Source organism: Microbulbifer sp. A4B17 (assembly GCF_003076275.1).
GTDB lineage: Bacteria > Pseudomonadota > Gammaproteobacteria > Pseudomonadales > Cellvibrionaceae > Microbulbifer.
The window spans coordinates 3,282,256-3,308,431 of sequence record NZ_CP029064.1 but is presented as its reverse complement, the minus strand read 5'-3'; the positions used below and the strand labels follow the sequence as shown (position 1 = coordinate 3,308,431).

Below are 26,176 nucleotides of genomic sequence, written 5' to 3'. Positions count from 1 at the left end.
GCCTGTAATGAAGGTGTGTTTATGTAGGATATTAATAAGCTCAAACCAGGTATGGATAGAGTGAAACTGGAAGTTGAACGTTTAGCGATGACACGGAAGTTTCTAAGTGTGCATTTTTCCTCGTCTATAAAGCAATAGCCAGCATTGAGAGCGATATACAGTTTGGGTATCGCTTTCAATGCTATTTAAAGGTCAGACTTAGGTATGTATTTTAATTCAGGCAGCCTGGGTCGCTAGTGGTGAAGCTATTGCCAATCCAATTATTTGTTGAGGTGCAGTCTGGGTCATCTGATGCGAAGAGATCAAAATCGCCATTATTGTCTGCACTATTTGAAAGAATACTATTGAAGTTAGCGTCTGTGCCCTGAATCGCTATCCCATAGACACTGTTATTGTCAGATGTGTTGATATTGACTGTGTTATTGTCAGCGCTCTCAATACTGATTCCCGTTTGGTTGTTATTTATTGAATTCTGGGAGATTAAGTTAAAGTCAGAGTTTACTGCTATTCCGATTCCTGCACCTCCATCAATGATATTTTGAAGAATTAGATTGCTGAAACCATCGGGATCAAGTCTTATTCCGAAGTTGTCTGAGCCTACAATTTCATTGCTGGTGATATTATTTCCTCGGCCTTCTACATATATTCCAGCAAACACTGCACCCTCTACGAAGTTTCCAAGAATCTGATTGTAACTTGCTGGATCTTCTATATTAATGCCAGTGGCAAAGTCACCTGAACCAGCAATTACCTGGACTCCAGTTACAAAGTTACTGTTACTATCAATAACAACTCCTACTTCATCAGGTTCAGTTATTTCAATGTCAGTAACTGAATGAACGCCATCATCCACCAGTAGTATTGAGTTGAAGCAATTTGTCACTTCACCTGAAGTCACGCTTGCGGCGAGACCTGTTAAATAAATACCTTCATTAGATGAGTCAGAACACTCTACAGTAAATCCAGCTAAATCAAGCCCGCCACCTGGGCCGGAAATAGTAAGGGCAGGGTTGTCGGTGCACAATAGGTCCTCTGTCAGTGTTTCCTGGGTAGTAATTGTGTCTCCACAGCTAACGGCAAAGCTGTTAAGGGAAATTGTTAGTCCAAGAGATGATGCTAAAATAAGGCCAAATGGTGTTTGATGCTTATTCATGGTTTATTCCTGAGTTAATAGGTTTATTGCTTATAGAGAACTCCCCTTGGGGGTTGAACAAAAGTAAAAATCTAGATGGCTATTAATTGTTTTCCATATATTTTTAAATAGTTTCCGATTTTTTTGTAATAATAAATTTTAATGATGTAGTGGTGTTTAAATTCGAATGTTAATATGCCTTTGGCAAAGCGATCGCAGAGGCTCTTCATGCCTGGTGAATTATTATGTTGCTTGGGTGGTCAGGGGATTCGGTTTTGGTGTGAGGTGAATTGGGTAGAAGTAGAGTGTTGTTAAAAGTGAATATATTTTTATGTGTCTATAATTAGTGAGAATATATGAATGATGTGAATATGATGCAGTTAACCACTTTGTTGTTTTGCAAAGCATTGTATATTCCGTTGTGAGCTGTAAAAATACCTTTTCATTTGTAGTATTATTTTGTGAATTTTATCTTGAGTTAAATTTCATGTAACTCATCTTTGGATGTGTGTTCTTTATATAATTCCATGCTCTATTATTAATCTTTCACTATTTATTTCTTATAGATGGTCGATTTTATCTCTATAAATCTATAATTGAATGATTTGGTATAAGTTTCCTTTTGTTTTCTCTCATGAGTGGTATTGAAATCTGGGTTTGCTTTACCCGTTATTGACGGTGATGGGGTAATTGGCTTAATTGCAGCTAAAGATGCATGTAGTAGATCATTCTCAAGTTTTTGATATTGAGTAGAGGTTAAAGGCGTTACTCATGAGATCTTCAATTGTTTCGTTAGTGTCTGCACTCTCTCTAGCAATCTCAAGCTATTTGTTGGCTGACAACAATTCCGCTTCTCAAACCCAAATAGGTACCTTAAACAGTTCAACAGCTTTACAAGAGCCTGTCGCTGGTAATAATGCAGCATTTCACTTTCAGGTTGGATCGTTAAACATTGCATCAAGTACTCAAGCGGGTAATGTATCTTCAAGTGCTTTATCAATTATTCAGTTAGGTACCGGAAATGATGCTTTTATTATTCAGGATATTGATGTAGCTGCAAACCAAGCAGAATTGAGGCAGGGTGCCATTGTTGATGCTGGGCTTTCGGTTATCAATCAAGCCGGAAATGGTAACTTTGCTGATCTAGATCAGCACCAGGTTGTAGTATCCAGTTTTGCCGGTATCAACCAGTTAGGTGAGCTTAATGAGGCAAGAAACGACCAGGATGAAGATACATCTTTTAGCTTATCAGTGCTTAGTCAAGCAGGATCTTTAAATATTAGGCGAATAACTCAGGAAGAGGGGGGGGGTCATCGGTTGTGCTAGTTAATCAGCTGGGGCTAATGAATAATGCTTTACTTCAACAGGACGATCTTGCGTCCGTTATATCCAGTCATGCTAGTTTGAATCAATCTGTAGAGTTGAATAGTGTTACCCTGATTCAGGAAGATGTTGAAGTCAGTTCATCGCTAATAAATCAAATTGGAGCGGACAATACCGCAGATATAGAACAGGGAGTCGTTGGAGCTGGTGATGTGATTTCAGAGCAATTTGGGATGATGAATAACGCCAATATACTCCAATCCGATGCACCCTTTAGTTCCGCTATCACTAATCAGGTTGGAGTAGATAACTCTATCACTGCGATGCAGAGTGGTTCTGGTCAAACGGCATTGGCCATTCAAACGGGTTTTACCCATGTAAGGATTATATATCAGTAGTTAAATAGCCTTTGAGTGGATTAACCCGGTGCAAGCCGGGTTAATCATGATGGCTGTTTAGCAGTCTGCTGGACATTGCTGCCTATTTTCAGTTTTGTCACATAGCCCATCCCCGCAATATTTTCTTGGCTTATGTTGGCTTCCTGCACTCTTCTTTCCGAGATCCCGTAATGAGGGCCTCTGCTTACCATCTTCAGGTGTAGGGCTTTTATTTTTCTGAAAAGTTTCCACAGTTTTCTTGTCATCTTTATCAATAAAAACAAACTGGTAGGTGCCGCTTTTATCCCAGCTATAATTTACCTGATTTTCACTCCCATTTAGAGTGTAAGTAAGCTTGTAGCTGTTGTCAGAAATTTTAGTAAAAGTAGTAATTATTGCACCTTGCAAAGGACCATATTCCCCGTTGCGAACTGGCAAGGCACTAGGCTGAGGAATAATTTGGTCCTCAGGGGCATTCGCTGGTGAGTCTGTGTTCACCTCTCCACGCAGACCAGCGATAAAGTAGGGAGGGTAATCAACGGCATGATATTGGTAAGAGCCTTCCTCGTTGAACCTTCCCAGATACTGATCCAGAGGTTTATCAGTTTTCCCCAGCAGGGGGAATCCATCCAATGCATAGGCAATAGGGTTTCCTTTGCCAACGATGGGTTCCAGATGAATGGGGGCCAGGTGGTAGTGGTAGTCATCACCTCTGCCACTATGACCTCCCCATTTATCCAGCTCACCGATGTCGGCAGCGAATTCGCCACGATTATTCATGGCATTAAAAATAGGAACACCATTGACGGCAATAGCAATCGCACCTTTGAAGAAATGGGTTTTGGTTAAGATTGGCTCTTTTGCAAGGACTGGCTTAAGTGGCACTCGCCATGCATTGTTACCGGTATAGCCCTGGGGTAATGGAACTTGTTGCTGCCAGCTGGTAATTCCCTCCATCATATCGTGGTTGGGCATGCCGTTGGATTCTATATATAAATAATTTGAATCCACTCGGGTTTTTACATTTGGGAAGTGACTAAACTGGGATTGTAATTCATTTTGTGTATTTTCCTGCGTTACTGGAACTGTCGCTGGAGTAATACCAACTACCATTCGGCAGAGGATAGTGTTGTCTTTCTCTAGGTCACTTGTCCAAATCAGTTTTGCCTTTGAATTCCATTCAACTTGTTCATAGCCGTCTTTAGGCCTTACCTGATGTGCGGAGTATTCAGTAGCTTGTTGCCAGGAGCTGTCATCAAATGATGCTGTCTTCCAATCATTGGGTTCTTGTGAAGTATTAAACTGACATCCCCCCTGGCCGGCTATCGGGTTAGATTCCTGGGTACAGCTGCTGCTGAGTGGGGCTTTGTGAATCACAATACAACGCATGGCTGAATCAGAAGTTGTGATGACTTTGCCAGTATCCTGATTGGTTATCTGGGTGATAAAGCCACCATCGCCCATTTGTTGGCGGTGAGTACCTATGTACTCAAGTCCGGTATTGTTTTCTTTGTAGTCTTTAATTTTAAAGGATAATACGAAAGGGGGCTCTGCGGAGAAGCTTTTTGTTTCCTTATTGAAGGATCGCTCTGTGGTAATTGGTGTGGAGTCTTCCAGTAGGGGGGTTCCGTCTATATAGGCTGAAAACCAGTTGTCTGCCCACACATCAATTTTATAATGATTTTCAGAAATAGTATGGGCTAAAGCTTCACTGGTAATGTGTAGTAGTAAGGGCACAACTACTCTCAATGCTAATAGGGTCACGATGTTACTCTCAACTGTATTGGTAAGATTAAAACAGGAACATTTCTCTTTTAAGCATTTTTTCTCATTAGGAACAAAGCTGGGATAAAAATTTTTCTTTATGACTTTTCCTTGGAAGTTTAGAGAGTAGGTGATGCTACAGTATTTTATTCTTCTTATATTATGCCAAGGTTTAAGAATGTTCTTGGTTTTTACATTATTTTACGAAGCGATTGAAAGGGCATAATGGAGAGTGATCTCACAATTTATTGGCCCAATGAAGGCCAATAGGAGTGAGGATAGTAACTGTGCAGGCTTGTGTGGAGGAGGTATTGAAGGGTAGTGAGAAATGCGGTGTAGGAAGAGAATAATTAAATATTTTTTTCTATGTGGGCCAGGTTTTAGGATATAGAGATGTGCGTTGGAAATATGCTTTCAGTAGCTTAGCCTTGAAGATTTGTAAAAGCCGGTCAAAGACCGGCTTTTACTTGGGCTATTGCTTATTCAACCGAAGATCGAATCAGGTAGTCAAATGCGCCCAGCGCCGCAGTTGCACCTGCACCCATAGAGATCACTATCTGTTTGTAGGGGACTGTAGTCGCATCGCCGGCGGCGTAAACGCCGGGGACTGAAGTTGCGCCGCGCTCGTCGATCACAATTTCGCCTATGCGATTCATCTCCACATCGGTTTCTTTAAGGAACTCCGTATTAGGTACCAGGCCAATCTGTACGAAAACACCAGCCAGGTCGAGCTGTTTATTTTCGCCGGTCTCTCGATCGGTATAGGCCAGGCCGTTCACTTTGTTCCCGTCGCCGAGGACTTCGGTGGTTTGAGCATTGACGATAATATCGATGTTGTTCATCAGCTGAGCTTTGCGTACCAATACCTCGTCTGCACGCAGTTTATCGGCGAATTCCAGTACGGTAACGTGCTCTACGATTCCGGCGAGGTCGATCGCTGCTTCGATGCCCGAGTTACCGCCGCCAATCACGGCTACACGCTTACCTTTAAAGAAGGGGCCGTCACAGTGGGGGCAGTAGGCTACGCCCTTGGTGCGGTACTCCGCTTCTCCAGGTACCCCCAGTTCTCTCCAGCGGGCACCGGTGGCCAATACTACAGAGCGACTGGATAGGGTCGCACCGCTTTGTAGTTTGATATCTACCATTTCGTTGCGTCGCAAGTTGGCTGCGAGTTGGTCGGTAATAATATCGACACCATACTCTTTAACATGTTGCTCAAGGCTGGCTGCGAGCTTGGGGCCTTCGGTGTAAGGTACAGAGATAAAGTTTTCGATGCCTACGGTATCCATCACCTGGCCGCCGAAGCGCTCTGCCACTATGCCGGTGCGAATGCCTTTGCGTGCGGCATAAATAGCGGCTGCCGCGCCCGCTGGGCCACCCCCTACGACTAAAAGATCGTAGGGTGCTTTTTCATTCAGCTCTTCAGCTTTGCGTTCTGCTGCGCCGGTATCCAGTTTTCCGACAATTTCCTCAAGGGACATTCTGCCCTGGCCGAAGTGCTCACCATTGAGGTAGACCGCAGGTACCGCCATTACATTGCGCTTTTCAACCTCCGCCTGGAACAGGCCACCGTCGATCATTTCGTGGGTGATGTTTGGGTTGAGGGTTGCCATTAGGTTCAGCGCTTGGACAACATCCGGGCAGTTCTGGCAAGAGAGCGAGATATAGGTTTCAAAGTGGAATTCACCTTTCAGGTTTCGCACCTGCTCCAGTAGCTTCGGGTCTGCTTTTGAGGGATGGCCTCCCGCTTGCAATAGTGCCAGTACAAGTGAGGTAAATTCATGTCCCAGGGGAATGCCGGCAAAGCTAATCCGGGGTTCCTCTCCGGCAGGAGCGATGGCCATACTCGGCGTGCGCTTGGCCTGGCCCTGCTGCGCAGTAATCTTGTTGGAGAGCCCGGAGATTTCATCTACCAGGGCTTCCAGCTCTTTGGATTTTTCACTGTTATCTGTGGACACACGAATCTCGATCGGCTTGACGATATTCTGCAGGTAAGTGTCCAGTTGTTTTTTCAGGTTTGCGTCCAACATCGGTGTGTCCTTTCTCTAACAATTTAAGGCTTGGTTGTGGCCCACCTCTTGGTTGGCCGGGTCAGAGGTATTTGGGTTAAATCTTTCCTACCAGATCGAGAGAGGGGGCTAAGGTCTCTTCGCCTTCTTTCCACTTGGCCGGGCAGACTTCACCGGGGTGAGCGGCGATGTACTGGGCAGCCTTGATCTTGCGCAACAGCTCACTGGCATCGCGACCGATTCCACCGGCAGTGATGTCGACAATTTGGATACGGCCTTCCGGGTCGATCACAAAGGTGCCGCGATCGGCGATGCCTTCCTCTTCGATCATCACACCAAAGTTGCGAGTGATGGTGCCGGTGGGGTCGCCGATCATCGGGTATTGGATTTTGCCGATTGTGTCGGAAGAGTCGTGCCAGGCTTTGTGGGTGAAGTGGGTATCGGTAGATACGGAGTAGATCTCAACGCCCAACTTCTTGAACTCTTCATAGTTGTCCGCCAGGTCGCCCAGCTCAGTGGGGCAGACAAAGGTGAAGTCTGCGGGGTAGAAGAAGAATACGGCCCACTTGCCTTTAACGTCGGCGTCGCTGATATCGAAGAAGTCGCCGTTTTGATAAGCCTTGGCGTTAAAGGGTTTCAGCTGGGATTCGATGTAACGTGACATGGATAGCTCCTTATTCATCACTGTCTTGTCGGTCGTTGTTTGGAAGTGGGATCTATACTATCGGTCGATGAAATTTGATAAAAATTATTAATGTAAATGCGTGTGATAGCTTTTGGCAATCTTTGTTGGATATTTGATTGATTTAGTGTTCAGCCGCTATTTAATGGCTTTGGCAAAGCGACAGCCGTCAGGTGAAGCATTATCGGCGCGTCCTGACGTCTATTGAGCTGCAAAGACGCCAGATAGAAGCGTTGATCGTGGTCTATACCCTCAGGCACCGAAAAAGAGTTGAGTCGTAAATCGGCGCACATTAGCAATAAGTTAGAAGTGCAAGCCCGGTTCTGACGATCTGGGTAGTGCCAGCGGGTGCGAGGTTAAATGTTGCCGCTATGAAACAGAATGTGGTGCATGTCACGGTGGTAGGTGTCGGTCTGCCTGGGGAGTCAATCGGATGGCTGCATTTGTCTCAGCTAATGAATATGGCAAATGTAGTGGTAGATGCGGTTGTTGAAGAGTATTGGCTCTCAAGTGATATCGCATCTTCTGAAAAAGGGGTGATTTTCCGAGGGGAGATGGCAAGACTAAAAGCTCAGTATGGCGATTTCAAAGCTTATTCCTCGGTGGAGCAAATACCTGATGCGCATCCCTCCTTAAAAAATTTGGTTGTTATCTCGGTGAGGACTCTACTCACGAAGGGAATTTTTGAATCGGTAGTTAATAAAGGATATAGGAATATATATCTTGAAAAACCTGGTGCCGACTCGTTGGAAAAACTGCGTGAAATGGAAAGGATCGCCGACATAAAGAATGTAAATGTTGTTGTTGGCTATCAAAAGCATATCGCAAACTACGTGGATAAAGCTGAGAGGCTTAATGAGCAATGGAAGTTGAAGTCCAGGAGCGTCGGATTTATTCATCACAATCCGCATCCGGAAGCCAACCTGGAAAGCATTTTTAGGCAAAATTCCGAGGGTATGCTGCTCAACCAGTGTTGCCATGAACTTGAACTTTGTATAGCAAAGTGGAACCTTGCTCCTCACAACATTACTGATGTAGTGGTGAATCGAGATGAAACCGTGCAGAAGCGTTTCGGTGATATCGAGGACTTCAAAAAGCTGTCTTTTACGTTAAAAACTAATCTGGGAGTGAGTTTCTCTTTTCTGGCTACCCGTTGTGAAGGCGTCGAAAATTGCATAGTGATGCGAAAAGGCCTTAGAGGTAGGCCTATTTTTATTCGCCAGGCCATACAAGATGTGCTCGATCGGGCACTTGAGCTTACTAGAAAAGAAAAGGGAGGGATGTGGTATTGCTACTTGTTTGAGCGAGATTATCGCAATCTGAAGCGGCTGTTTATTGAATCCATTCTAGATAGCGATGATGAGAAATACTTGAGCCTGCCGCGACTGCTTCATGCATGTGGTGTTCTTGAATTGGCCGCAGCGATAGAGCCCAGTATTAAGGCTCAATTAAGAGAAGATGAAGGCCATCATTCTATCGTACAAATTTCAGATACTATTTGTCAGGCTCCAACAAACCAAAGAATCTGGTACCACCATGGACTCTTTAATTCTGGTAATAAATTCCTTATAGAACTCCTAAGACCGCCGCAGAATAGAATTATTTGTTGTGTTGATGACAAGGTATGGGAACTCTATGGGAAGGGTATTACCGAGTGGCAAGAGTCCATGGGGATTGAGTTTATTCCGATAGTTATGAAGGGTGGCGAACAGTCAAAAAATATTAATAGTCTTATCAGTATGATTGATGAGATATGGAAGGCAAATCCTCTTCGCTATAGGGAGCCAATCTTAGCTATGGGCGGAGGGGCGGTAACCGATACGATTGGGTTTGTCAGTGCGGTGTGGCGACGCAATACACCCTGGATACGTATCCCAACGACTCTAATGGGAATGATTGACTCCTCTATCGGCATCAAAGTCAGTGTGAACCACAATATTAAGAATGGGATTGGTGCTTTTCATTGTCCCTTGCATACCATCATTGATCCCTCTTTCTTGAAAACTAATCCACAACGGGTATTAAAAAGTGCGATTGGTGAAATGATTAAGGTAGGCGTGGTATTCAATAAGGATGTGCTCGATACCTTGTCAGCTCAGGGCGCCACTCTGTTGGAAAATAAATTTTTGGAACCTGATGGCCTACCGGGTGATGCATCCTATAAGCTGCTGATAAATTGTATTGATGCCATGCTGGATAGTATTGCGGGAGACTTAAATGAAGAGAATTTATCCAGGCCAATGGACTTTGGACATACGTTATCCCGATGGTTGGAGCGTGATGAGGCTTTCAGGTTGATGCATGGTGAGGCTGTGGGTATTGATTGCCTGTTTACTTCGCTGGTAGCTGAAAAAATGGGATTGATATCCAAGGCAGACATTGAGTTACTGTTTGGAATTTACGTGCAGCTGGGACTTGCAGCTAGTGTCAAAGGGCTGAGCCTGGATGTATACAAGACGGCAATAAAACAGATCTCGATTCATCGCTCCGGTACTTTGCGAGCGCCTCTCCCAGCCCCTCTAGGAAACTGTATTTGGGTCAATAAGATAGAGGCGAACCATCTGGAAAGCGCTTGGTATGACCTGCAAGAGAGGCTTACTCGTCATCCGGAGCTCATATTGGATCCTGATGAAATAGCAGAGGAGGGGTATTTACCTAAGCAATTAGACTTGACCAGTCATCAAAGTGCTAAAAAGTTACCTTTGAGAAGGCTTCGCTGGGGATTTATAGGCTGTGGAAGAATAGCAAATGATTTTGCACTAGTCCTCGATTACCTGGATTCCTCGGAAGTCTTTGCTGTAGCTTCCAGGGATTTTAATAGAGCGAGAGAGTTTGCAAATAGACATGGAGCAACTCGGGCTTATGGCAGTTACCTGGAACTTGTTTCTGATCCTGATATTGACATTGTCTATATTGCAACTATCCCTGAGCTACACCGACAACATGCTGAATTAGCTTTAATGGCAGGTAAGCCTGTTCTTATTGAAAAACCTTTGGCGCTAACGGTTGAGGATGCTGTAAGGATTAAAAAGCTTGCCAATAAAAAACAGCTGTTTTGTATGGAAGGGATGTGGATGAGGTTCTTCCCTGCTATTAAATACTGTAGAGATATTATTAATCTTGGAAATATAGGTAAGGTAAGCCAGCTTCGTGCAGATTTGAGCTTTGACCTGCGCAAGGATGAAGGGCTGCAGTCTCCGAAATGGAAGGTGGGAGCTGGTATGGATGCCGGTGTGTATCCTGTTCACACGGCGCTGATGGTATTGGGTAGGGGGATATCAGACCTGGAGTTCTCTGGGGTGCTGGATAACTACGGTTTCCAGGAGGATGGTGCCGGACTCATTTATGCTCACTTCGATAGTGGATCAACAGCTGTAGTTTCCTGGAGTCATCTGGTTGAAGGTGCGGAAGAGTTGGAGATCTATGGTACCGAAGGGCGGATAAAAGTGTTTGCCCCGGCACATTGTCCAACTAAGGTGTCAGTGACGCGGATCACCGGTGATCGAAGGACAGATAATGAGACTAAGTTGTACGAATTCCCGTTGCCGAGAATAAGAGGTAGGTTTAATTATCCAAATTCTGAGGGACTTTATTATGAGGCACAGGCCGTTCAGTTATGTATTGAAAAAAATTTAAGAGAATCACCGGATCTTCCTCTTGCCGATTCTATACAAGCAATCCGAATGATTGAAGAATGTGATCAATATATCAAAAGAAGGGCTGCGTGAAACGCAACATCTACTGGTTTGGATTGTTGTCATGCTATGGGGCTCTATTTTTACTGGGCTTTATAGAGGTCTATAAAGATCCAATTTACCCCAAGATTTTAGATTTCTTTTCTGTTTCCCCAACGAAGGGCTCCACCTTTTTCTTCCTGTCCACTTTTTCTGCCTTACTTATGACTTTGTCAGGGTCTCTCTGGGTGAAAAAAATAAGAGTGATCTCTGGATTAGCATTATTCGTAGTTTTTATGGGAGTAGGGTCGGTACTTTCAGGTATCTCTGGATATCTGCACTCGTTTACCCTGCTTATTCTGGGCAGCTTCCTTTTTGGTTTGGGTGCCGGCGGGAGCATGGTTTTGATTAATGTGGCAATTCCTCTTTTTGTGCCTGAAAACTTAACTCGTCAAGGTTATTGTGGATTACATAGTACCTATGGGATGGCCTCCATATTGTCTCCTTTGTTACCCGGATTGTTGTATAAATTTCACTTTGGATGGGAGGGCGGCTTTTATTTGTTTGGGGGGCTAGCGGCAAGCATATTATTTTTTATCTTGTCTGGATTAATAAGAAGAAAAGGAAAGCTGAGGAAAAATGGGAGTTCTTTTAACCCTGGCGCCTATAAAGAGACAAGCCAACGAGATAAAGAACCGAAAGAGTGGTGGATCGCAATTGGTGGTGGGTTTATTGTTTCTGCCTACAACGGCGCCGAACATATATTGGCGAGTAGGATGGTACTACTTCTTGAAGCTAGGGGAGGGCACTGGGCCGTTGAGGCGGATATTTTACTTTCAATCTTTTTCGGATTGCTTTGTTTAGGGAGAGTGGCCTTCACTTTTATCCTGCTGAAGGGAAGTGCTTTTTTCTGGTTGATAGTCTCTTTTTTATCGACAGCAGCCGTATTTTCTCTGGGCTACTGGGTGAGTCCTCTATGGTTCCCTGTATGTGGATTGACACTATCCTATTTGTTTCCTTATGCAATGGAATGGTTGACACATTGTAGTAAGAATCCACCTTTTACAGTTTCGTTCTCCTTAGGCATGGGGGGAATTTTCTTGATTCTGGCGCATGCTTTGGTGGGGGGTTAGATGAAAGTTATGGAATACAAACAGCAATCTTTGTAGTTCCTGTGTTCCTCTTGGGAGGGGTTGTATGTTGCTTGCTTTTGTCACTCATTGCGAAGCAAAGAAGCCAATAACACCGATTAGCGAAATCTGATTCACGACAATGCCCACCAAAAGGTGGGCAAAGCCGATTCCAATCCTGTGAGGGCTTGGGGGATTTTAAATTTTACCTACCAGGTCGAGAGACGGTGCCAGGGTTTCCGCACCTTCCTTCCATTTCGCTGGGCAAACTTCACCGGGGTGAGCAGCGATGTATTGGGCGGCTTTGATTTTGCGCAGTAGTTCACTGGCATCGCGGCCAATACCGCCGGCAGTGATTTCCACGATTTGAATACGGCCCTCGGGGTCGATAACGAAGGTGCCACGGTCGGCAATGCCTTCTTCTTCGATCATCACACCGAAATTGCGGGTAATAGTGCCGGTGGGATCACCGATCATCGGGTATTGGATTTTACCAATGGTTTCGGAGGAGTCGTGCCAGGCCTTGTGAGTGAAGTGGGTGTCGGTAGAAACTGAATAGATCTCCACGCCCAGCTTCTTAAACTCTTCATAGTTATCCGCCAGGTCACCCAGCTCAGTAGGGCAAACAAAGGTGAAGTCTGCGGGGTAGAAGAAGAATACTGCCCACTTGCCTTTGACATCAGAGTCACTGACGTCGTGAAACTCACCGTTTTGGTAGGCTTTGGCATTGAAGGGTTTGAGTTCTGATTCGATATAGCGGGACATGAATAGCTCCTTATTGGGTGCTTAATTCTTAACTTTGATGCCGTCCACACTATTGTTGATTATCTTTTAATAGAAATTAACAATTTAAATGCTTGAGATAGTTTTCTGCTATTTAGCCCGTCTGGCGATAATTTAACCTTCAATCCGTACCAATTTGAGGTCGCTGGATACATCGGGGATACTCGGGACCAAAGTGTTAATACCCACCCAGAAGGTATGGGTAATTTTTACAAGGCGCATCTATGCGATTGATTCGGTTACTGAAGCATGACCTGGCTCGCGAGGCCGGTGATTGGGTTGAGGATGGTGTTATCAGTGAGTCTCAGGCCGAGCAGATCTGTGCCCGTTATCAAGTGGATTATCACCGGGCTCAGGAGCGAACTCTGGGGTACAGCATCTTGGTTGGGCTGGCGTACCTGTTTATAGGGTTAGCGGTGATCACCCTGATCGGGGCCAATTGGGAAGAGATCCCCAGGGGCCTGAGAATGGGGGGGCTGATTGCATTGACCCTGATTACCCAAGGTGTGGCATTTAAGGTTTACCTGTCGGGAGACAAGAAAGCTGGAGAGGGCCTGTTTCTACTGGGTAACCTGTTCTTTGGTGCGGCGATTATTTTGATCTCGCAGATATACCATCTCGGTGAACACATGCCAGACGGTATTTTCTGGTGGGCACTGGGCAGCTTGCCATTTGCGTTGATTACTCGCAGTCCATGGATTGCGCAGCAGGCTTTGTTATTGGCTCTGTTGTGGTTCTTCCTGGAGTCGAGCCTGGGTTTTTATCCCGCTCTGTTTCCAATCTTCCTGATAGGAGCCCTCTATATATTGCTGAGCGGTCGGGGGAGTGTGGTACTCCTGTTGACCTTTATATTTGGATTAGGGTTTTGGCTGGAGTTTTCTTTGTCAGAGTTTTGGCGTCTGCAGGATGGCAAGTTCCGTGCGGATGTTTACCCGGAGAACCTGGCGGTTGCAGTTTCCTTCTTTATTCTTATGTATTGCTTCGCCCATTGGCTCGCAACTCGTACATCGGCAATAGCAAAGGACTATGCGGCGGTTATCTCTGTCTGGTGCCTTCGATTTACTTTAATTGGATTGCTGATATTCAGTTTTGAATTTCCCTGGGAGGAGTTGATAGGGGGTCCCTGGAGCCACTTACCATCCATGTGGGCGGTCGTAGGAACTATGGCCGTCATGGCTATAGTACTGGCGTTACTCGCTCATAGAACGATGTTTGGGTTGGGGATATGTGGTGTATTTGTCACTGTGCTCGCTGTTGTGACGACCATTGATTCCAGTGATTACGCGATATGGCTACAAATTCTCACCAATGTTGCCTTGATTGCCACTGGGATCTGGTTGATCTTCAGGGGGATTCACGATGGTATCTCACACTATTTCTTTCTTGGGGTTATGGCGATCCTACTGACCGCATTGCTGCGCTATATTGATTTGATTGGCGATTATGTGGGTGCTGCCCTTCTGTTTATTCTATTCGCAGCTCTGTTACTGGCAGCGGCCAGGTATTGGAAGTATCACCAGACCGAGGGGAGTATGCGATGAAGCCTGGGATTGTGATTGGATTGGTTGCCGCCATTGCAGTGCAGTTTTTTATTCTGGTGGGAATGTATGTAAAAGCCCAGATGCCAATTTGGACGGGCGAGCCTGTTTCAGTAAAAACAGTTCCTGTGGACCCGAGATCCCTGTTCCGGGGTAACTATGCTCGATTAAGCTACCCCTTCTCCACCTTGGATAAAGCTTTATTTAAAGGGCGTGGCCGCCTGCGTCAGGGGGAGGTGGTCTATGTGAGCCTACAAAAAGGGACTTCCGGCTTGTATGAACTGGCTTCTGTCAGTCTTGAGCAGCCGCAGAGTGGTATTTTTATCCGGGGGCGTATAGCCGGCAACAGTTTCTGGAATTCGTCAGACGGTTACCAGGTTCGCTATGGTATTGAAGCCTATTTCGCCCCAAAAGAAAAAGCATTGGATCTCGAAAAGCAATTGCGAGATGGCGGCGTGGCCGATTTGATGATCTCTGCCGATGGGCGGGCGAGCCTTAAGGTCGTCAGGGGCTCAGGAAATCAATAAGAAAAAGGAAAGGCCAGGAATGGAAGTAACGAGCCCGGTAAGGCGGAGCCTGCCGGTTTTCTTTTTTTTAATGGATATTCAGCTGGGTTGCCTGTTGCTTGCAGCTTTAGGTCTATACCTTGCTCCTGTAGAGATTTCAGTATTTGGGGACAGGGTTTGGTTGCAGCTGTTTCTAGGACTGTTGGGCGCTGTTGTGACTTTCTCTGTTGTGATGATACTGGCCCGCTCTGAGACCCTTTTCGGGAATATATTGCGGCGACACTGCCTTCAGTTGACCCCGCTGTTCTCTAAATTAACTTCCTCGCAAATGGTATGGGTGGCCATTGCCGCCGGTATTTGTGAGGAACTGCTGTTTCGTGGTTTCTTACAGTCGTGGCTCTCGCAGCTCAGTTCGCCATTTTTAGGGTTGTTGGGGGCGTCGCTGATATTTGCGCTGTTGCATTGTGCGTCCTGGGTTTACTTCTTCCTCACTTTTATGATCGGACTTATTTTAGGAATCTTTTACCAGATGTCCGGGGGGCTGGTGGGGGTTATGGTGTGGCACTCGATTTATGATCTGTTCGCGATTTTTGCCATAGTCCGTTTTCCCCACATGTTGGGAATGGACAATGAAATTTCCAGGCGAGATTAGCGGCCAACATCCGCGCGCTTACTTTATATCGCGGCAATAATCAGCAGTAATACTGATACGGTGATGATAAATGCAATCAGGGCAAGAAGCCCATCTCGGGCTGCCAGGGCCAGCCCAAAAATTGTAAGGGCGAGGCCTACAGTTGAGGCAGAGAAGGGCACTACTTCCATCAAAGGCAGGGTCAAGGCGATAACTGTGCACGTAGTGGCAATAGCATAAGTCCCATAGCTGCGGACAATAAACTCCATTCTTGGCTGAATCCAGCGGTCGGCAAAGCGCGCCGGTCTTTGCATCCAATGCAGCGCATTCATAAGCTTTCTACTGGAAATGGAGCGATTGAGAAGCCATTGTGGAAGCCAGATATGTTTGCGATGAAGCAGCAGTTGTATCGCGACCAGTAGCAGTAAAACACCCATAGCGGTGGATAGTCCTGGAATACCGCTGAGAGGGGAAAACAAGATCAGTCCAATTACGATAAGGAAAGGGGCAAAGGATCTGAGGCCTACAGCCTCAATTACATGCCGGATAGAGATATGCTCCCGCCCCTGGCTTTTTGCCTCGATATCTTTCAGCAGCTGGCCCAGCCCTATGATCTCTTGTTCCATGATAGGAGTTCGTTGCTGTGCAGTCAGGTGCGGCACAGAATATGTCAATCAGTCGTAAAGGAAACTAGGGCATTACTTACTTCCCTGAGTCATGAGTTCGGCAGTACTTTCCCAATGTCGAGCATAGCACTTATATATCCTTTCCCTGTGAAAGCAGTTGAACCGGTTTTCGGAAGACGATAATGTCACTTAATTCCCTGTCGGTTTTGTAGTTGGCACTGGAATGACTCTAAAAAAATTTTGTTACATTAATGAGCCTATGTTGTTGGCAATTTGTTCCATCAGATTTCATTTGTAGTAAATAGACTCTCTTGAGACGTAATTGCTTTGCCCCTAAGCCCTTTCAGGTTATTAAATTTTTCAATAAAGGGAAGTCATAAATGGATGCTGTTGACCAAAAAGAAGGGAACCCACCAGTTTTTCTCCCATTAATAGGTACTCAGATTGTTTGCTTGCTGCTGGCCTTTCTGGGCTTTTATCTGGCCTCTCCTAAGGTTTTGATTATTGGTGATGGTGTGGGGTTACAGGTGATAATTGGTATTCTTGGAGCGGTTTTTACCTGCGGAGCAATTCTGTTACTCACCCGCTCGGATACATCATTTGGCAACTTATTGCGGAAACAGACAGGGGTTTTGATTCCGCTATTTTCAAAACTGTCTTTTTTTCAACTTCTATTAATTGCTCTTGTAGTCGGAATTTGTGAGGAGCTTTTATTTCGGGGATTCTTACAGTCCTGGTTGTCAGAACTTAGTACACCTTTTTGGGGGGTGTTGGCCGCCACTACTGCATTCGCACTATTTCACTTTTCCTCCTGGGTATATATTGTTGTCACCTTTGGGATTGGCTTGGTATTAGGTGTGGTTTATCAAGTGTTCGGAAGCTTGTTGGGAGTGATAATCTGGCATGCAATTTATGATGCAATTGTCCTTATTGTTTTGACCCAATACCCACACTGGCTAGGAATAACGATAGAAGAATAAACGTGGATGTCTGGGAATTATCAACTTTTTCTAGTGCTCCCTGATTCAGCTTTTGGAGCTTCAAGAAGTAAATAACTGATCCAGGCGCAGAGTTTCGATACCGGTTTGCTCTTGTTGGCTTAACCGGACCATCTTGGCAGCCACTTCTCGCCCTTCAATGGGCCTGTAACGCTTAAGGCCGGGCAGTTTACAAATTAGGGGAAGAAGGATAGCTCCGATTTGTTCTCCCGGTCGGGCATCCCCCCGATTGCCCAGCAGCAGGGAAGGTTGCAGTATGCTGATACGCTCAAAAGGCAGCTTCTTGATCTTTTCCTCCAGCTCTCCCTTCATCCGTAAGTAAGCACTGGCACTTTTGCTGTTAGCTCCACTGGATGAAACCAATAGATAGTGACTTACCCCTGCCTCAGCCGCCATTTGGGCAGCTTTATACTGATACTCAACGTCTACCCGGTACTGAGCAGCCAGGCTACCGGCCTGTTTGCGCGTGGTGCCCAGGCAGGAAAATAGAGTATTCGCCTGGAAAAGAGGAGCGGCTTCCTCTAGTCGGTCAAAGTTGACAATATGGTTGTGTACTTTGGTACTAGCTGCTGCTTGGGGTCGTCGGGTAAGGGTAAGTATTTCATCAAAGGTTTCCTCCCCTGCGAGTTGTTCGGTGAGATGTGCACCGATAAGGCCAGTAGCCCCGACGATAATGGCTTTTTGGGTCATTGAAGATAGACTTCCATTGAAAGATAAACTGACAGAGACCAAGCGGACGCTTTAGCCCAGAAGTATCTGTGTTTGTCAATGTTTTCTCTTTGAAGTGGATTTCAAGCAGGCAGCCAAATATGAGCTTTGGGTAGCGCAAATAGCCTGGCCTGCTGCTCTTCAGCAATGCTCAGGTAATAAGGCTAATTTTTTATCCAAGTTCCATAATTAAGCGTTAGTTACGGGGATCGTAGCTATTGCATCTCATCCCGGCGCATTGGCATACTGTCGATTCGCTGGAAAATCTCGACGGCCGAGAAGGTATTTGATCTGTACTTTACGCCCCCATCCTTTCCAATAAGAATTACTTGCATTCCAGATCCTTGTAAATATTTGTTCCTTACATTACTGGCAAAATTATCCGTGACCTCGCCAGGAAAGTTAGTTTCAAGAGTACCGTTAGAGAATAGGAACCATATCAGATTTCTCTCAGCAAACTGCGGTGCTAACTTGAGTAATTCATTGATTGTACTATCGGGATTCTCAGGAATATTAAGTAACAGGATGCGGTTTTTCCACTGAAAGTCTTTCAGACTGCTCACAGTAGATCCTTGGGCGAATGTGGGAGAGATAAACAGAACCAAGATAAGTACAATGGACTTGTGCATTAACTAATCTCATCTATAAGCATAATTTTTAAGAGCTCTGCTGGGGGGGTGATTCGCATTACCCAGATCGCAAGTGCTCGGATATTCTTAAGCTTAAATTATTAACTGCCAGTTACAAGGCGAAGATAATCCCTATCGACAGTGAGAACCTGGCGGTCATGTGGCTCAAAATTATCTGGGTAGTCTAATCTCTAAGCGAAAGTATCAAAAATATTCTGGAGACCAATGGGTTTCCGAAAGATCGCTGGAGCTGCTCGGATGCCAGATGAATTACGCAGTGTGGCGAAAGGGAGCGGCGGATTTACACGTGAACAGTATCTTGGACTGGCTGCATTAATTCTCGCGGCCTTCCTTATCAGTAATGACTTCACCGCTTATTCCCCCGCACTTCCTGCTATTGAAAGAGAATTTAATGCAGATATAACCAGCTCCCAATGGATTATTAATGGTTACGCCCTGGTTTTTGGTGTTTTCATCATTACAGGCGGGCGCTTGGCGGATATCTATGGTCGCCGCAGAGTATTTATGATTGGAGCGGGGATTTTTATTTTCTTCTCCGTGTTTGGCGGCCTGGCCATGAATATGTGGATGTTATTGATATCCCGGGCCTTGATGGGGATGGGAGCGGCCCTGATGTGGCCTTCAATATTGGCAATGACCTTTAGCTTAATGACCTATGAGCGGTCGGGGCTGGCGGGTGGTATTCTGATGGCTACCTGTGGTTTAGGTAATGCGATCGGACCGGTTTTGGGAGGGCTTCTCGCTGACTTTTTCAGTTGGCGATGGATATTTTTCTTAAATGTTATTATCGCTATGATATCAATGCTGGCTTGTTGGTGGGTAGTGCCGCCGGATAAGCCTCGGGACATCAAGGAAAAAATAGATTTGCCCGGTGTGTTGTTACTCTGCACCTCTTTATTTTGCCTGCTGTTTGCACTGGATGTTTCTGCGGAAATTGGTTTTAAGCATCCAGCGGTTATTAGCCTGGTGGTACTTTTCCTGGTTCTGCTTTGCCTGTTTACCGTTGTGGAATATCAAGTTGGCAAAGATGCCTTGATTCCCCCGGATATTGCCAAGAATCGAAAGTTCTTGGCTGTAGGTGTTACAACACTACTAATTTCAGTAGTCTTCTTGTCAGCCGTCCTCTATGTGCCACAGTTCTTGGCGAATTATCGCGGTTATTCAGCGCTTCAGGCCGGAATGAGTTTGATCCCGCTAATGGTTGTATCGGCACTGGTTTCTGTTATCTCCGGTCGTCTCTATGAAGTGGCCGGGCCAAAGTTGCTTGTTTCTTTGGGGATTCTGGGGATGAGCGTCGGAATGTTTCTGCTCTCAGATCTGACGTCGGATACCGGCTTTCTCGAAATGTGTCCGGGATTGATCGTTTTGGGTGTTGGTATCGGCTTGTTTAACCCCTCCAGCACTACTGCAGGTATCACTGTGGTGGAGCCCCATCGCGCAAGCCTGGCTGGCGCTATTCTCTATATGTTTAAGATTGGCGGTGGAGCGGTGGGACTGGGTATGAATGCTACCATCGTCGCTTTTGCGCCGGATGTTCCTTCAGGTATAGATAGAGCCTTCACGGTAAATGCTTACCTGGCGTTAGTGGGCCTGATAGTTTGTTTATTTTTTGTCATTGGGAGGCCCATGGAGCAGAGCGGGGAATTGCACTGAATATTTATATTGTTGGTATGCTTTTGTGCAATTTGATGGGATATCAATCAAAGCTGACTCTAAATTTGATTTGCCGCACAACTATCTTGAGAAGCATGTCTCAATGGTGGGTTTTTAAATCGCTTTTCAAAATTTATCCATTCTTTGAGTTTTTGTGAGATTTGAATTTCCTCACATCTGATTAGTCCTCTATTCAATACAATGCCGCAGCTCGAGGCCCTGTTGCGCCTGGGTATTTTGTGATCCTGTTTCAGGTTATCTGGCAGGAGTTGAAAGTTTAGGGTTTGGTCGGAGGTAGGCCGCATGTTCAGAATTCTTCAGATTGTACTTTTCTTTCTGTTGGCCAGTGCTGGGCATGCTCAGAGCGTTAATAGAGATGATATCCGTGGCCTGGATGAGCAGATCCAGGATGTTAAGAAAGATGTAATTGATCTTACCGCTGAGTTGGCGCAGTTGGAGGAAAAGCTGTTATTTCCTTCGAATACGCAAGTAGCACTTTTTGTCTCAGTGGCTGATGAGAAGCCCTTCGAACTGGAATCGGTTGAGGTAACACTCAATGGCAAAATTGTTGCCCATCATCTCTATACCTATCGGGAAATTGAATCCCTGCAAAAAGGTGGGGTACAAAAAATATACACTGGCAATGTGCAAGTGGGTGGGCACCCATTAGAGGTTAGTTTTATCGGTAAAACTCCATCTGGAAAGGAGTATAGGGCTACGGCTTCCTACACCGTGGAGAAAGCAGTGGGTCCTAAATTTGTCGAGATTAAGGTTCTGGGAACCGAGTCCACGATAAACTTCAAGGACTGGTAATCATGCTCAGGTCCCTGGTAAATGTGTTGTCCTGTCAAACCAGGATGATGCTTGGTGCTCTATCCCTTTGTTCTTTGGCTGCTCTTCCCGCTAAAGCCGCGGCTGAACCGCAGGCAGAACTTAAAGACCTGTTTTTCGGTGCGGCAATGTTTCATGCCCATCAGGAAAGTTATTTTGATGCGATTGTGGCACTGGACACAGAACTTGCTCAGTATCACCGCTTAGATCAGCCTGAACTCGATCCTTTCAGTGCGCACTTGGGGCAAGCTGAGTTTTCGGTGGGTGACTTGGAATTGTCCTATCGAATGCACAGGGAGGCCGGGCGGGCTATTGAGGCTGTACTGCAGGGAAATGTTTCCCAGCCGGTGCGCAATGAAGCCGCGTATCGACTGGCAAAAATTCACTATCACAAACAACAGCCGCGCAACGCCTTACACGCCCTGGAAATGATTGACGGGCGGGTTCCCGAGAGGGTCCGTGCAGATGAGCAGTTTTTACGTGCTCGAGTCTATATGCAGCTCGGTCGATTCGAGGAGGCGGTAGAACTGCTGCAAGACCTGAAGGGTGAAGAGTCGCTAGAGGGCTTTGTTTCCTTCAATTTGGGTATTGCCCAACTGAAGGCGGGAGAAGAGGAACGCGGTGTTCTGGAGTTGACTGCACTGGGAAGAAAGCGCAGTTCAGAGGCGGCCCTGCAGGCCCTTTACGATAAAACCAACCTCTTATTGGGCTCCCATTTAATGGAGCTGGGCAAGCTGGATATGGCGCGCCCCTATTTTGATCGTGTAAACCTCGATGGCCCATTCTCAAACAGGGCGCTGCTGGGTGCTGGCTGGGTAGAGGCCCGTGCAGGTCGCTATGACCGGGCGCTGGTGCCCTGGAGACTGTTGCAAGACCGCAAAGGCACCAGTGAGCCAGTGCAAGAGGTCATGTTGGCGGTTCCCTATGCCTACGGCAAACTGGATGTCCACAGTACCGCTGCAATTAACTATGGCCGCGCGCTGGACGCCTTCGGGCGTGAGATTGATACCCTCACTCAGTCTATTCATAGTATTCGCAAAGGTAAGTTCCTTGAGGCGCTGCGCCGTAAAGAGGCCACCCAGGTACAGAACTGGGTAGTGGCCTTACGCAATTTGCCGGAAGCTCCAGAAACCCATTACTTACTCGATCTGATGGCGTCCAATGACTATCAGGAATTTCTGCGTAACTATCGCGACCTCAACGATTTATATGAGCGCAATGAAGAGTGGCTAAAAAGCCTGACAGCCTACGACGATGTTATTCGTATTCGCCGCAACTATTACGAGCCCCTGTTGCCGGAGCTGGACAGGCAATTCCGGGAACTCGATGCCCGTATCAAATTACGGATGGAACAGCGTGATCAATTTGCCAGCCGTATAGAGCAGATGTTGATTTCCCGTCGACCAGAATACCTGGCAACGGCCGAAGAGCAGGAAGCGCGATTGAAGCTTCTGGAACTTAGCGGAAAAATTGCTGAGCATCCCCAGGGCTTTACTGAAACTACTTTGGAGCGGGTACAGCGGCTCAAAGGTGTTTTGGACCTGCGTCTTTCCTTTGAGTACGACCAGCGTTTGACCGAGGCCTACAAACACCTGGCGGAATTAAACCAGGAGATCGAAAGTCTCCAGTCTGTTTACGACTCCTTTGTGCGCAGTCGCCAGGCGGCAACTCACAGCTATACCGGTTACGACCGCGATATTACTCGTTTGCGCGCGCGTATCCAGCAAACCCAGCGGCGACTGAAAACCCTGATGGCGCGCCAGGGTACCATGCTTGAGGCATTGGCAATTGCTGAGTTGGAACGCCGTCGCGCACAGTTGGAAAGTTATCAAATCAAAGCCCGCTTCGCCCTGGCAGACAGCTATGACCGCGCTAATGAGCTGCAGGAGCAGCGTGAAGATGAATTCAAGGTAGAGCAGCACAAGGCACTGTTGGAAGAGCAAATCCCTGAGGAGAATCCAGCGGAGATGGAGCCGGTGGAGGAAGAAGAATCAGCAGAGGGGGGCGATTCGTGAGTAAGTTGCTCAAATCTAAATCTCGAGCTGGTAAATCTCTCAATCGCGCCGCCGGTCTTCTCTCTGCACTTATAGTGCTAGGGGGTTGTGCGGGAAACAGCGGCAAGACCATCGGTAGTCTTCAAAATGTCGAAGTAGAAATTAAGGAAGAGCATATTGATGGCAGCCTGGAGAAGGCGCTGGCCAGCTACCAGAAGTACTTGCAGGAAACCCCTGAATCCAAGCTGACCCCCGAGGCGATGCGCAGGATTGCCGACCTGAAAATCAAGCAGGCACACCGCGCTGAAGATGCAGAATTCGATAACCTTGCTGGAGTAGCTGCTGGAAGCGGGGCGGTGATCTCTGTCGATGCGTCAGAAGCTATGGCTGAAAATACCCTGGATGCTCCAGAGACGACAGCGCCGGTGGCGAAGGTAGAGCCGGTAGTGACTGAGGAGCAGGCCCCTGAGGTTGTCGAGTCTGATGAGGAGTTTGAAACCCGCGCTAGTGGCAGTATTGAAATAGCTGCAGATGATACTCCGCTTGAAGCGCCGGGCGTTGATTCTGAGGAGATGATGTCAGCCAATGCCCGCGAGGCTATCGATCTCTATATTAAATTACTGCAAAAGTACCCCCTGTATCACCGCAACGACCAGGTGATGTATCAGTTATCCCGGGCTTATGAAGAGGCGGGAGAGATTGATGCAGCGGTGGATGTGTTGCGTCAGCTGGTGGCCAACTATCCGGACTCGCGACATATCGATGAATCCTGGTTCCGGCTGGGTGAATACTATTTTACTCGCAAGAAGTTTCTCGATGCGGAAGAGTCCTACGGAAAAGTTATCGATATTGGTGTGATATCCAGTTTCTACGAGCTTGCCCTGTATAAACGCGGTTGGGCGCTGTTTAAGCAGGATATGTATGAAATGGCCCTGGATGACTATATCGCCATGCTGGATTACAAAGTCTCCCAGGGCTATGACTTCGACCAGCAAAACAATAAGGGCGAGCGCAAGCATATTGACGATACTTTCCGTGTGGTCAGCTTGAGCTTTTCTTACCTGGAAGGCCCTGATTCGGTTGTCGATTACTTCACTCGCAAGGGCAATAGAGATTACGAATTCCGGGTATACAGCCAGCTGGGTGAATACTATTTGGAAAAGCGCCGCTACCAGGATGCGGCAAAATCCTATATTGCGTTTGTTGATCGAAACCAGTTGCACAGAGTATCTGCGGATTTCTCAATTCGTGTTATTGAAATTTACAGTAAAGGCGGCTTCCCCAAGCTGGTGCTGGAAGCGAAGAAGGATTTCGCCACTACTTATGCACTTAATGCCGATTACTGGACTGTCTTCGATATTAATGAATACGGAGAGGTGGTTGCCTTCCTGCAGACCAACCTGATCGACCTCGCCGGGCACTACCATGCGGCTTACCAGAATAAGAAGTTAAAAGATAAGAAGGCCGAGAATTATCGCGAGGCGATTCACTGGTATCGCAGCTATCTCGATTCCTTCCGGGAAACTGAGCGCGCACCGGAAATCAATTATCAGCTTGCCGGATTGATGTTGGAAAACCGGGATTTCCATGGTGCGGCTCTGGAATACGAGCGTACGGCCTATGAATATCCTGCGCATAAGGATTCCAGCGAAGCAGGTTACGCAGCGGTTTACGCTTATCGCGAACATCTGGCCAATAACTTAAAAGATGCAACGGAAGAGCAGCGTGCACCACTATTACGGGAAATTATCCGTTCATCGCTGACTTTCGCAGCCGCATTCCCCGAGCATGCTAAAGCACCGCAAATCATGCTCGGAGCGGTGGAGGATCTCTACGGGTTAAAAGACTTTGCCCCGACGATCGCCAATGGTCGTTCACTGTTGGAGCAGTTCCCCACTGCGGAGCAGGAGATCAGACGTTCTGCCTGGCTGCTGGTGGCTCACGCTTCTTTCGATACTGCGGCCTTTGCGGATGCAGAAATCGCTTACGGTGAAACGTTGACGCTGACTGCCCAGGATGCAAAGGATAGGGCGGGTCTGGTAGATAACCTGGCGGCTTCTATCTACCAGCAGGGTGATATGGCCCGTAAGCAGGAGGATCATGCAACCGCAGCGAGCCATTTCCTGCGTATTCGAGGTTCTGCACCCGGTGCGACCATTTTGGCTACGGCGGAGTACGATGCTGCCGCATCATTGATCGTGCTTAAGGATTGGGTGCAAGCGGCAACGGTATTAAATAACTTCCGCAGTTACTTCCCGGAGCATGAGCTGGCGAAAGATGTCACCAAGAAGTTGGCAGTGGTTTACCAGGAGAGCGGTGAGCTGGTGCTGGCAGCAGCGGAATTTGAGCGTATTGAGCGGGAATCCGAGGACGATGAAATACGCCGTGAGGCCTTAACCCAGGCGGCAGATCTTTATGCAGCGGCAGAAGACAGCGCTAAAGCGCTGTCTGTTTTGCGTCGCTATGTCGATTATTTCCCCGAACCCATGGAGCCGGCGCTGGAAACCCGCCAGAAAATTGCCGATATCTACAAAGTGTCCGGGAATCAAAAGCTTTACATGGCAGAGCTTCGTGAACTGGTGAAAGTTGAGTCCCGCGGTGGTTCCCAGCGCAGCGACCGCACCCGTTATCTCGCCGGTAATGCGGCCCTGCTATTGGCTGAACCCAGCTTTGAGGCTTTCACCCAGGTGGATTTGGTTGCGCCTATCGAGAAAAGTCTCAACCTCAAGCGCAAGCGTATGAAAGCAGCCACCCGTGCATTTACTGACCTGATTGATTATCAGGTGGCCGATGTGACCGCTGCGGCAACCTTTTACCTGGCTGAAATTTATCTCCACTTTAGCGTGGCCCTGAAGGACTCTGAACGTCCAACTAACCTGAATGCCCTGGAGCTGGAAGAGTATGAGTTGGCATTGGAGGAGCAGATTTATCCCTTCGAGGAAAAAGCCATCTCTGTTCACCAGAAGAATGTCGAGTTGCTGGGCGTCGGTATTTATAACCTCTGGATTGATAAAAGTATTGGCAAGCTTGCCAATTTAATGCCCGCTCGCTATGCACGGGCGGAAGAGGCTGGTGAGTATCTCCAGAATATTGTACCCCTGCCGCCGGAGCCGGAATTGCCCTCAGCGGGATCGGCAGTTTCGGGTCAGTAATAACTGGCATTTGCC

At 46.9% G+C, this 26,176-nt stretch carries 20 protein-coding genes; 12 read left to right on the top strand and 8 right to left on the bottom strand.

Translation table 11 applies throughout. The annotated features are described in order from the left end of the window. Window positions 1-211: 211 nt before the first annotated feature. Window positions 212-1,153: a right-handed parallel beta-helix repeat-containing protein gene (locus tag BTJ40_RS14615; RefSeq protein ID WP_108733784.1), complete on the bottom strand. Its 942-nt coding sequence runs from the start codon at window positions 1,151-1,153 to the stop codon at window positions 212-214. Window positions 1,154-1,903: 750 nt separating this feature from the next. Between BTJ40_RS14615 and BTJ40_RS14610 the strand changes: the two genes are divergently transcribed. Together BTJ40_RS14610 and BTJ40_RS14605 are read left to right on the top strand one after the other, a co-directional pair. Next, window positions 1,904-2,458 (top strand): hypothetical protein, encoded by a 555-nt coding sequence (locus tag BTJ40_RS14610; RefSeq protein WP_157954089.1) that lies wholly within the window; start codon window positions 1,904-1,906, stop codon window positions 2,456-2,458. Then, window positions 2,452-2,853, top strand: coding sequence for a hypothetical protein (locus tag BTJ40_RS14605; protein ID WP_108733782.1), 402 nt, complete (start codon window positions 2,452-2,454; stop codon window positions 2,851-2,853). Before BTJ40_RS14610 ends, BTJ40_RS14605 begins: the two co-directional genes overlap by 7 nt. 57 nt (window positions 2,854-2,910) lie before the next feature. On the opposite strand, the gene BTJ40_RS14600 is transcribed toward BTJ40_RS14605, so the two are convergent. From BTJ40_RS14600 to ahpC (BTJ40_RS14590), 3 genes are all read right to left on the bottom strand, one after another. Beyond that, window positions 2,911-4,596, bottom strand: coding sequence for a YHYH protein (locus BTJ40_RS14600; protein WP_157954088.1), 1,686 nt, complete (start codon window positions 4,594-4,596; stop codon window positions 2,911-2,913). Between the two features lie 479 nt (window positions 4,597-5,075). Beyond that, window positions 5,076-6,626 carry an alkyl hydroperoxide reductase subunit F gene (gene ahpF, locus BTJ40_RS14595; protein WP_108733780.1) on the bottom strand — a complete coding sequence of 517 codons (1,551 nt, stop codon included), beginning with the start codon at window positions 6,624-6,626 and terminating at the stop codon, window positions 5,076-5,078. Window positions 6,627-6,702: 76 nt separating this feature from the next. After that, window positions 6,703-7,269 (bottom strand): alkyl hydroperoxide reductase subunit C, encoded by a 567-nt coding sequence (ahpC, locus tag BTJ40_RS14590; RefSeq protein WP_108733779.1) that lies wholly within the window; start codon window positions 7,267-7,269, stop codon window positions 6,703-6,705. A 389-nt stretch (window positions 7,270-7,658) separates the two neighbouring features. On the opposite strand from ahpC (BTJ40_RS14590), the gene BTJ40_RS14585 reads away from it, so the two are divergent. After that, window positions 7,659-11,015 (top strand): iron-containing alcohol dehydrogenase, encoded by a 3,357-nt coding sequence (locus tag BTJ40_RS14585; protein ID WP_157954087.1) that lies wholly within the window; start codon window positions 7,659-7,661, stop codon window positions 11,013-11,015. Beyond that, on the top strand, window positions 11,012-12,094 hold the full coding sequence (locus tag BTJ40_RS14580) for a sugar MFS transporter (RefSeq protein WP_157954085.1): 1,083 nt from the start codon (window positions 11,012-11,014) through the stop codon (window positions 12,092-12,094). The genes BTJ40_RS14585 and BTJ40_RS14580 overlap by 4 nt, the downstream gene beginning before the upstream one ends. Window positions 12,095-12,289: 195 nt before the next feature. On the opposite strand, the gene ahpC (BTJ40_RS14575) is transcribed toward BTJ40_RS14580, so the two are convergent. Next, window positions 12,290-12,856 carry an alkyl hydroperoxide reductase subunit C gene (gene ahpC, locus BTJ40_RS14575; protein WP_108733776.1) on the bottom strand — a complete coding sequence of 189 codons (567 nt, stop codon included), beginning with the start codon at window positions 12,854-12,856 and terminating at the stop codon, window positions 12,290-12,292. Window positions 12,857-13,098: 242 nt separating this feature from the next. Between ahpC (BTJ40_RS14575) and BTJ40_RS14570 the strand changes: the two genes are divergently transcribed. From BTJ40_RS14570 to BTJ40_RS14560, 3 genes are read left to right on the top strand one after another with little or no spacing between them, the layout of a single operon-like run. Beyond that, window positions 13,099-14,415: a DUF2157 domain-containing protein gene (locus tag BTJ40_RS14570; RefSeq protein ID WP_108733775.1), complete on the top strand. Its 1,317-nt coding sequence runs from the start codon at window positions 13,099-13,101 to the stop codon at window positions 14,413-14,415. Next, entirely contained in the window at window positions 14,412-14,939 is a 528-nt protein-coding gene (locus tag BTJ40_RS14565) for a GDYXXLXY domain-containing protein (protein ID WP_108733774.1), read from the top strand. The genes BTJ40_RS14570 and BTJ40_RS14565 overlap by 4 nt, the downstream gene beginning before the upstream one ends. 19 nt (window positions 14,940-14,958) lie before the next feature. Beyond that, on the top strand, window positions 14,959-15,570 hold the full coding sequence (locus tag BTJ40_RS14560; RefSeq protein WP_157954084.1) for a CPBP family intramembrane glutamic endopeptidase: 612 nt from the start codon (window positions 14,959-14,961) through the stop codon (window positions 15,568-15,570). Between the two features lie 23 nt (window positions 15,571-15,593). Here BTJ40_RS14560 and BTJ40_RS14555 read toward each other — a convergent pair whose 3' ends face one another. Continuing rightward, window positions 15,594-16,175 (bottom strand): exopolysaccharide biosynthesis protein, encoded by a 582-nt coding sequence (locus tag BTJ40_RS14555; protein WP_108733772.1) that lies wholly within the window; start codon window positions 16,173-16,175, stop codon window positions 15,594-15,596. 380 nt (window positions 16,176-16,555) lie between these two features. On the opposite strand from BTJ40_RS14555, the gene BTJ40_RS14550 reads away from it, so the two are divergent. Continuing rightward, window positions 16,556-17,155, top strand: coding sequence for a CPBP family intramembrane glutamic endopeptidase (locus BTJ40_RS14550; protein ID WP_108733771.1), 600 nt, complete (start codon window positions 16,556-16,558; stop codon window positions 17,153-17,155). 60 nt (window positions 17,156-17,215) lie between these two features. On the opposite strand, the gene BTJ40_RS14545 is transcribed toward BTJ40_RS14550, so the two are convergent. Together BTJ40_RS14545 and BTJ40_RS14540 are read right to left on the bottom strand one after the other, a co-directional pair. After that, window positions 17,216-17,863 carry an NAD-dependent epimerase/dehydratase family protein gene (locus tag BTJ40_RS14545; RefSeq protein ID WP_108733770.1) on the bottom strand — a complete coding sequence of 216 codons (648 nt, stop codon included), beginning with the start codon at window positions 17,861-17,863 and terminating at the stop codon, window positions 17,216-17,218. Between the two features lie 233 nt (window positions 17,864-18,096). Then, window positions 18,097-18,510, bottom strand: a complete 414-nt coding sequence (locus tag BTJ40_RS14540; protein ID WP_108733769.1) for a DUF4174 domain-containing protein — start codon at window positions 18,508-18,510, stop codon at window positions 18,097-18,099. A gap of 258 nt (window positions 18,511-18,768) precedes the next feature. On the opposite strand from BTJ40_RS14540, the gene BTJ40_RS14535 reads away from it, so the two are divergent. The 4 genes from BTJ40_RS14535 (at window position 18,769) to BTJ40_RS14515 (ending at window position 26,161) form a co-directional block, all read left to right on the top strand. Continuing rightward, window positions 18,769-20,184, top strand: a complete 1,416-nt coding sequence (locus BTJ40_RS14535) for an MFS transporter (protein WP_108735283.1) — start codon at window positions 18,769-18,771, stop codon at window positions 20,182-20,184. Between the two features lie 303 nt (window positions 20,185-20,487). Further along, a complete protein-coding gene (locus tag BTJ40_RS14525; protein WP_108733767.1) occupies window positions 20,488-20,997 on the top strand; it encodes a hypothetical protein in 510 nt (169 codons plus the stop codon). A 2-nt stretch (window positions 20,998-20,999) separates the two neighbouring features. Continuing rightward, window positions 21,000-23,030: a tetratricopeptide repeat protein gene (locus BTJ40_RS14520; protein ID WP_108733766.1), complete on the top strand. Its 2,031-nt coding sequence runs from the start codon at window positions 21,000-21,002 to the stop codon at window positions 23,028-23,030. Then, window positions 23,027-26,161 carry a tetratricopeptide repeat protein gene (locus BTJ40_RS14515; RefSeq protein WP_238152013.1) on the top strand — a complete coding sequence of 1,045 codons (3,135 nt, stop codon included), beginning with the start codon at window positions 23,027-23,029 and terminating at the stop codon, window positions 26,159-26,161. Before BTJ40_RS14520 ends, BTJ40_RS14515 begins: the two co-directional genes overlap by 4 nt. Window positions 26,162-26,176: the final 15 nt, after the last annotated feature.

Coding starts and splice junctions, on each gene's coding strand:
- BTJ40_RS14615 (WP_108733784.1), bottom strand. CDS start 1,153: ATGAATAAGCATCAAACACCATTTGGCCTTATTTTAGCATCATCTCTT.
- BTJ40_RS14610 (WP_157954089.1), top strand. CDS start 1,904: ATGAGATCTTCAATTGTTTCGTTAGTGTCTGCACTCTCTCTAGCAATC.
- ahpF (WP_108733780.1), bottom strand. CDS start 6,626: ATGTTGGACGCAAACCTGAAAAAACAACTGGACACTTACCTGCAGAAT.
- ahpC (WP_108733779.1), bottom strand. CDS start 7,269: ATGTCACGTTACATCGAATCCCAGCTGAAACCCTTTAACGCCAAGGCT.
- BTJ40_RS14585 (WP_157954087.1), top strand. CDS start 7,659: ATGAAACAGAATGTGGTGCATGTCACGGTGGTAGGTGTCGGTCTGCCT.
- ahpC (WP_108733776.1), bottom strand. CDS start 12,856: ATGTCCCGCTATATCGAATCAGAACTCAAACCCTTCAATGCCAAAGCC.
- BTJ40_RS14570 (WP_108733775.1), top strand. CDS start 13,099: ATGCGATTGATTCGGTTACTGAAGCATGACCTGGCTCGCGAGGCCGGT.
- BTJ40_RS14565 (WP_108733774.1), top strand. CDS start 14,412: ATGAAGCCTGGGATTGTGATTGGATTGGTTGCCGCCATTGCAGTGCAG.
- BTJ40_RS14560 (WP_157954084.1), top strand. CDS start 14,959: ATGGAAGTAACGAGCCCGGTAAGGCGGAGCCTGCCGGTTTTCTTTTTT.
- BTJ40_RS14555 (WP_108733772.1), bottom strand. CDS start 16,175: ATGGAACAAGAGATCATAGGGCTGGGCCAGCTGCTGAAAGATATCGAG.
- BTJ40_RS14550 (WP_108733771.1), top strand. CDS start 16,556: ATGGATGCTGTTGACCAAAAAGAAGGGAACCCACCAGTTTTTCTCCCA.
- BTJ40_RS14545 (WP_108733770.1), bottom strand. CDS start 17,863: ATGACCCAAAAAGCCATTATCGTCGGGGCTACTGGCCTTATCGGTGCA.
- BTJ40_RS14540 (WP_108733769.1), bottom strand. CDS start 18,510: ATGCACAAGTCCATTGTACTTATCTTGGTTCTGTTTATCTCTCCCACA.
- BTJ40_RS14535 (WP_108735283.1), top strand. CDS start 18,769: ATGCCAGATGAATTACGCAGTGTGGCGAAAGGGAGCGGCGGATTTACA.
- BTJ40_RS14525 (WP_108733767.1), top strand. CDS start 20,488: ATGTTCAGAATTCTTCAGATTGTACTTTTCTTTCTGTTGGCCAGTGCT.
- BTJ40_RS14520 (WP_108733766.1), top strand. CDS start 21,000: ATGCTCAGGTCCCTGGTAAATGTGTTGTCCTGTCAAACCAGGATGATG.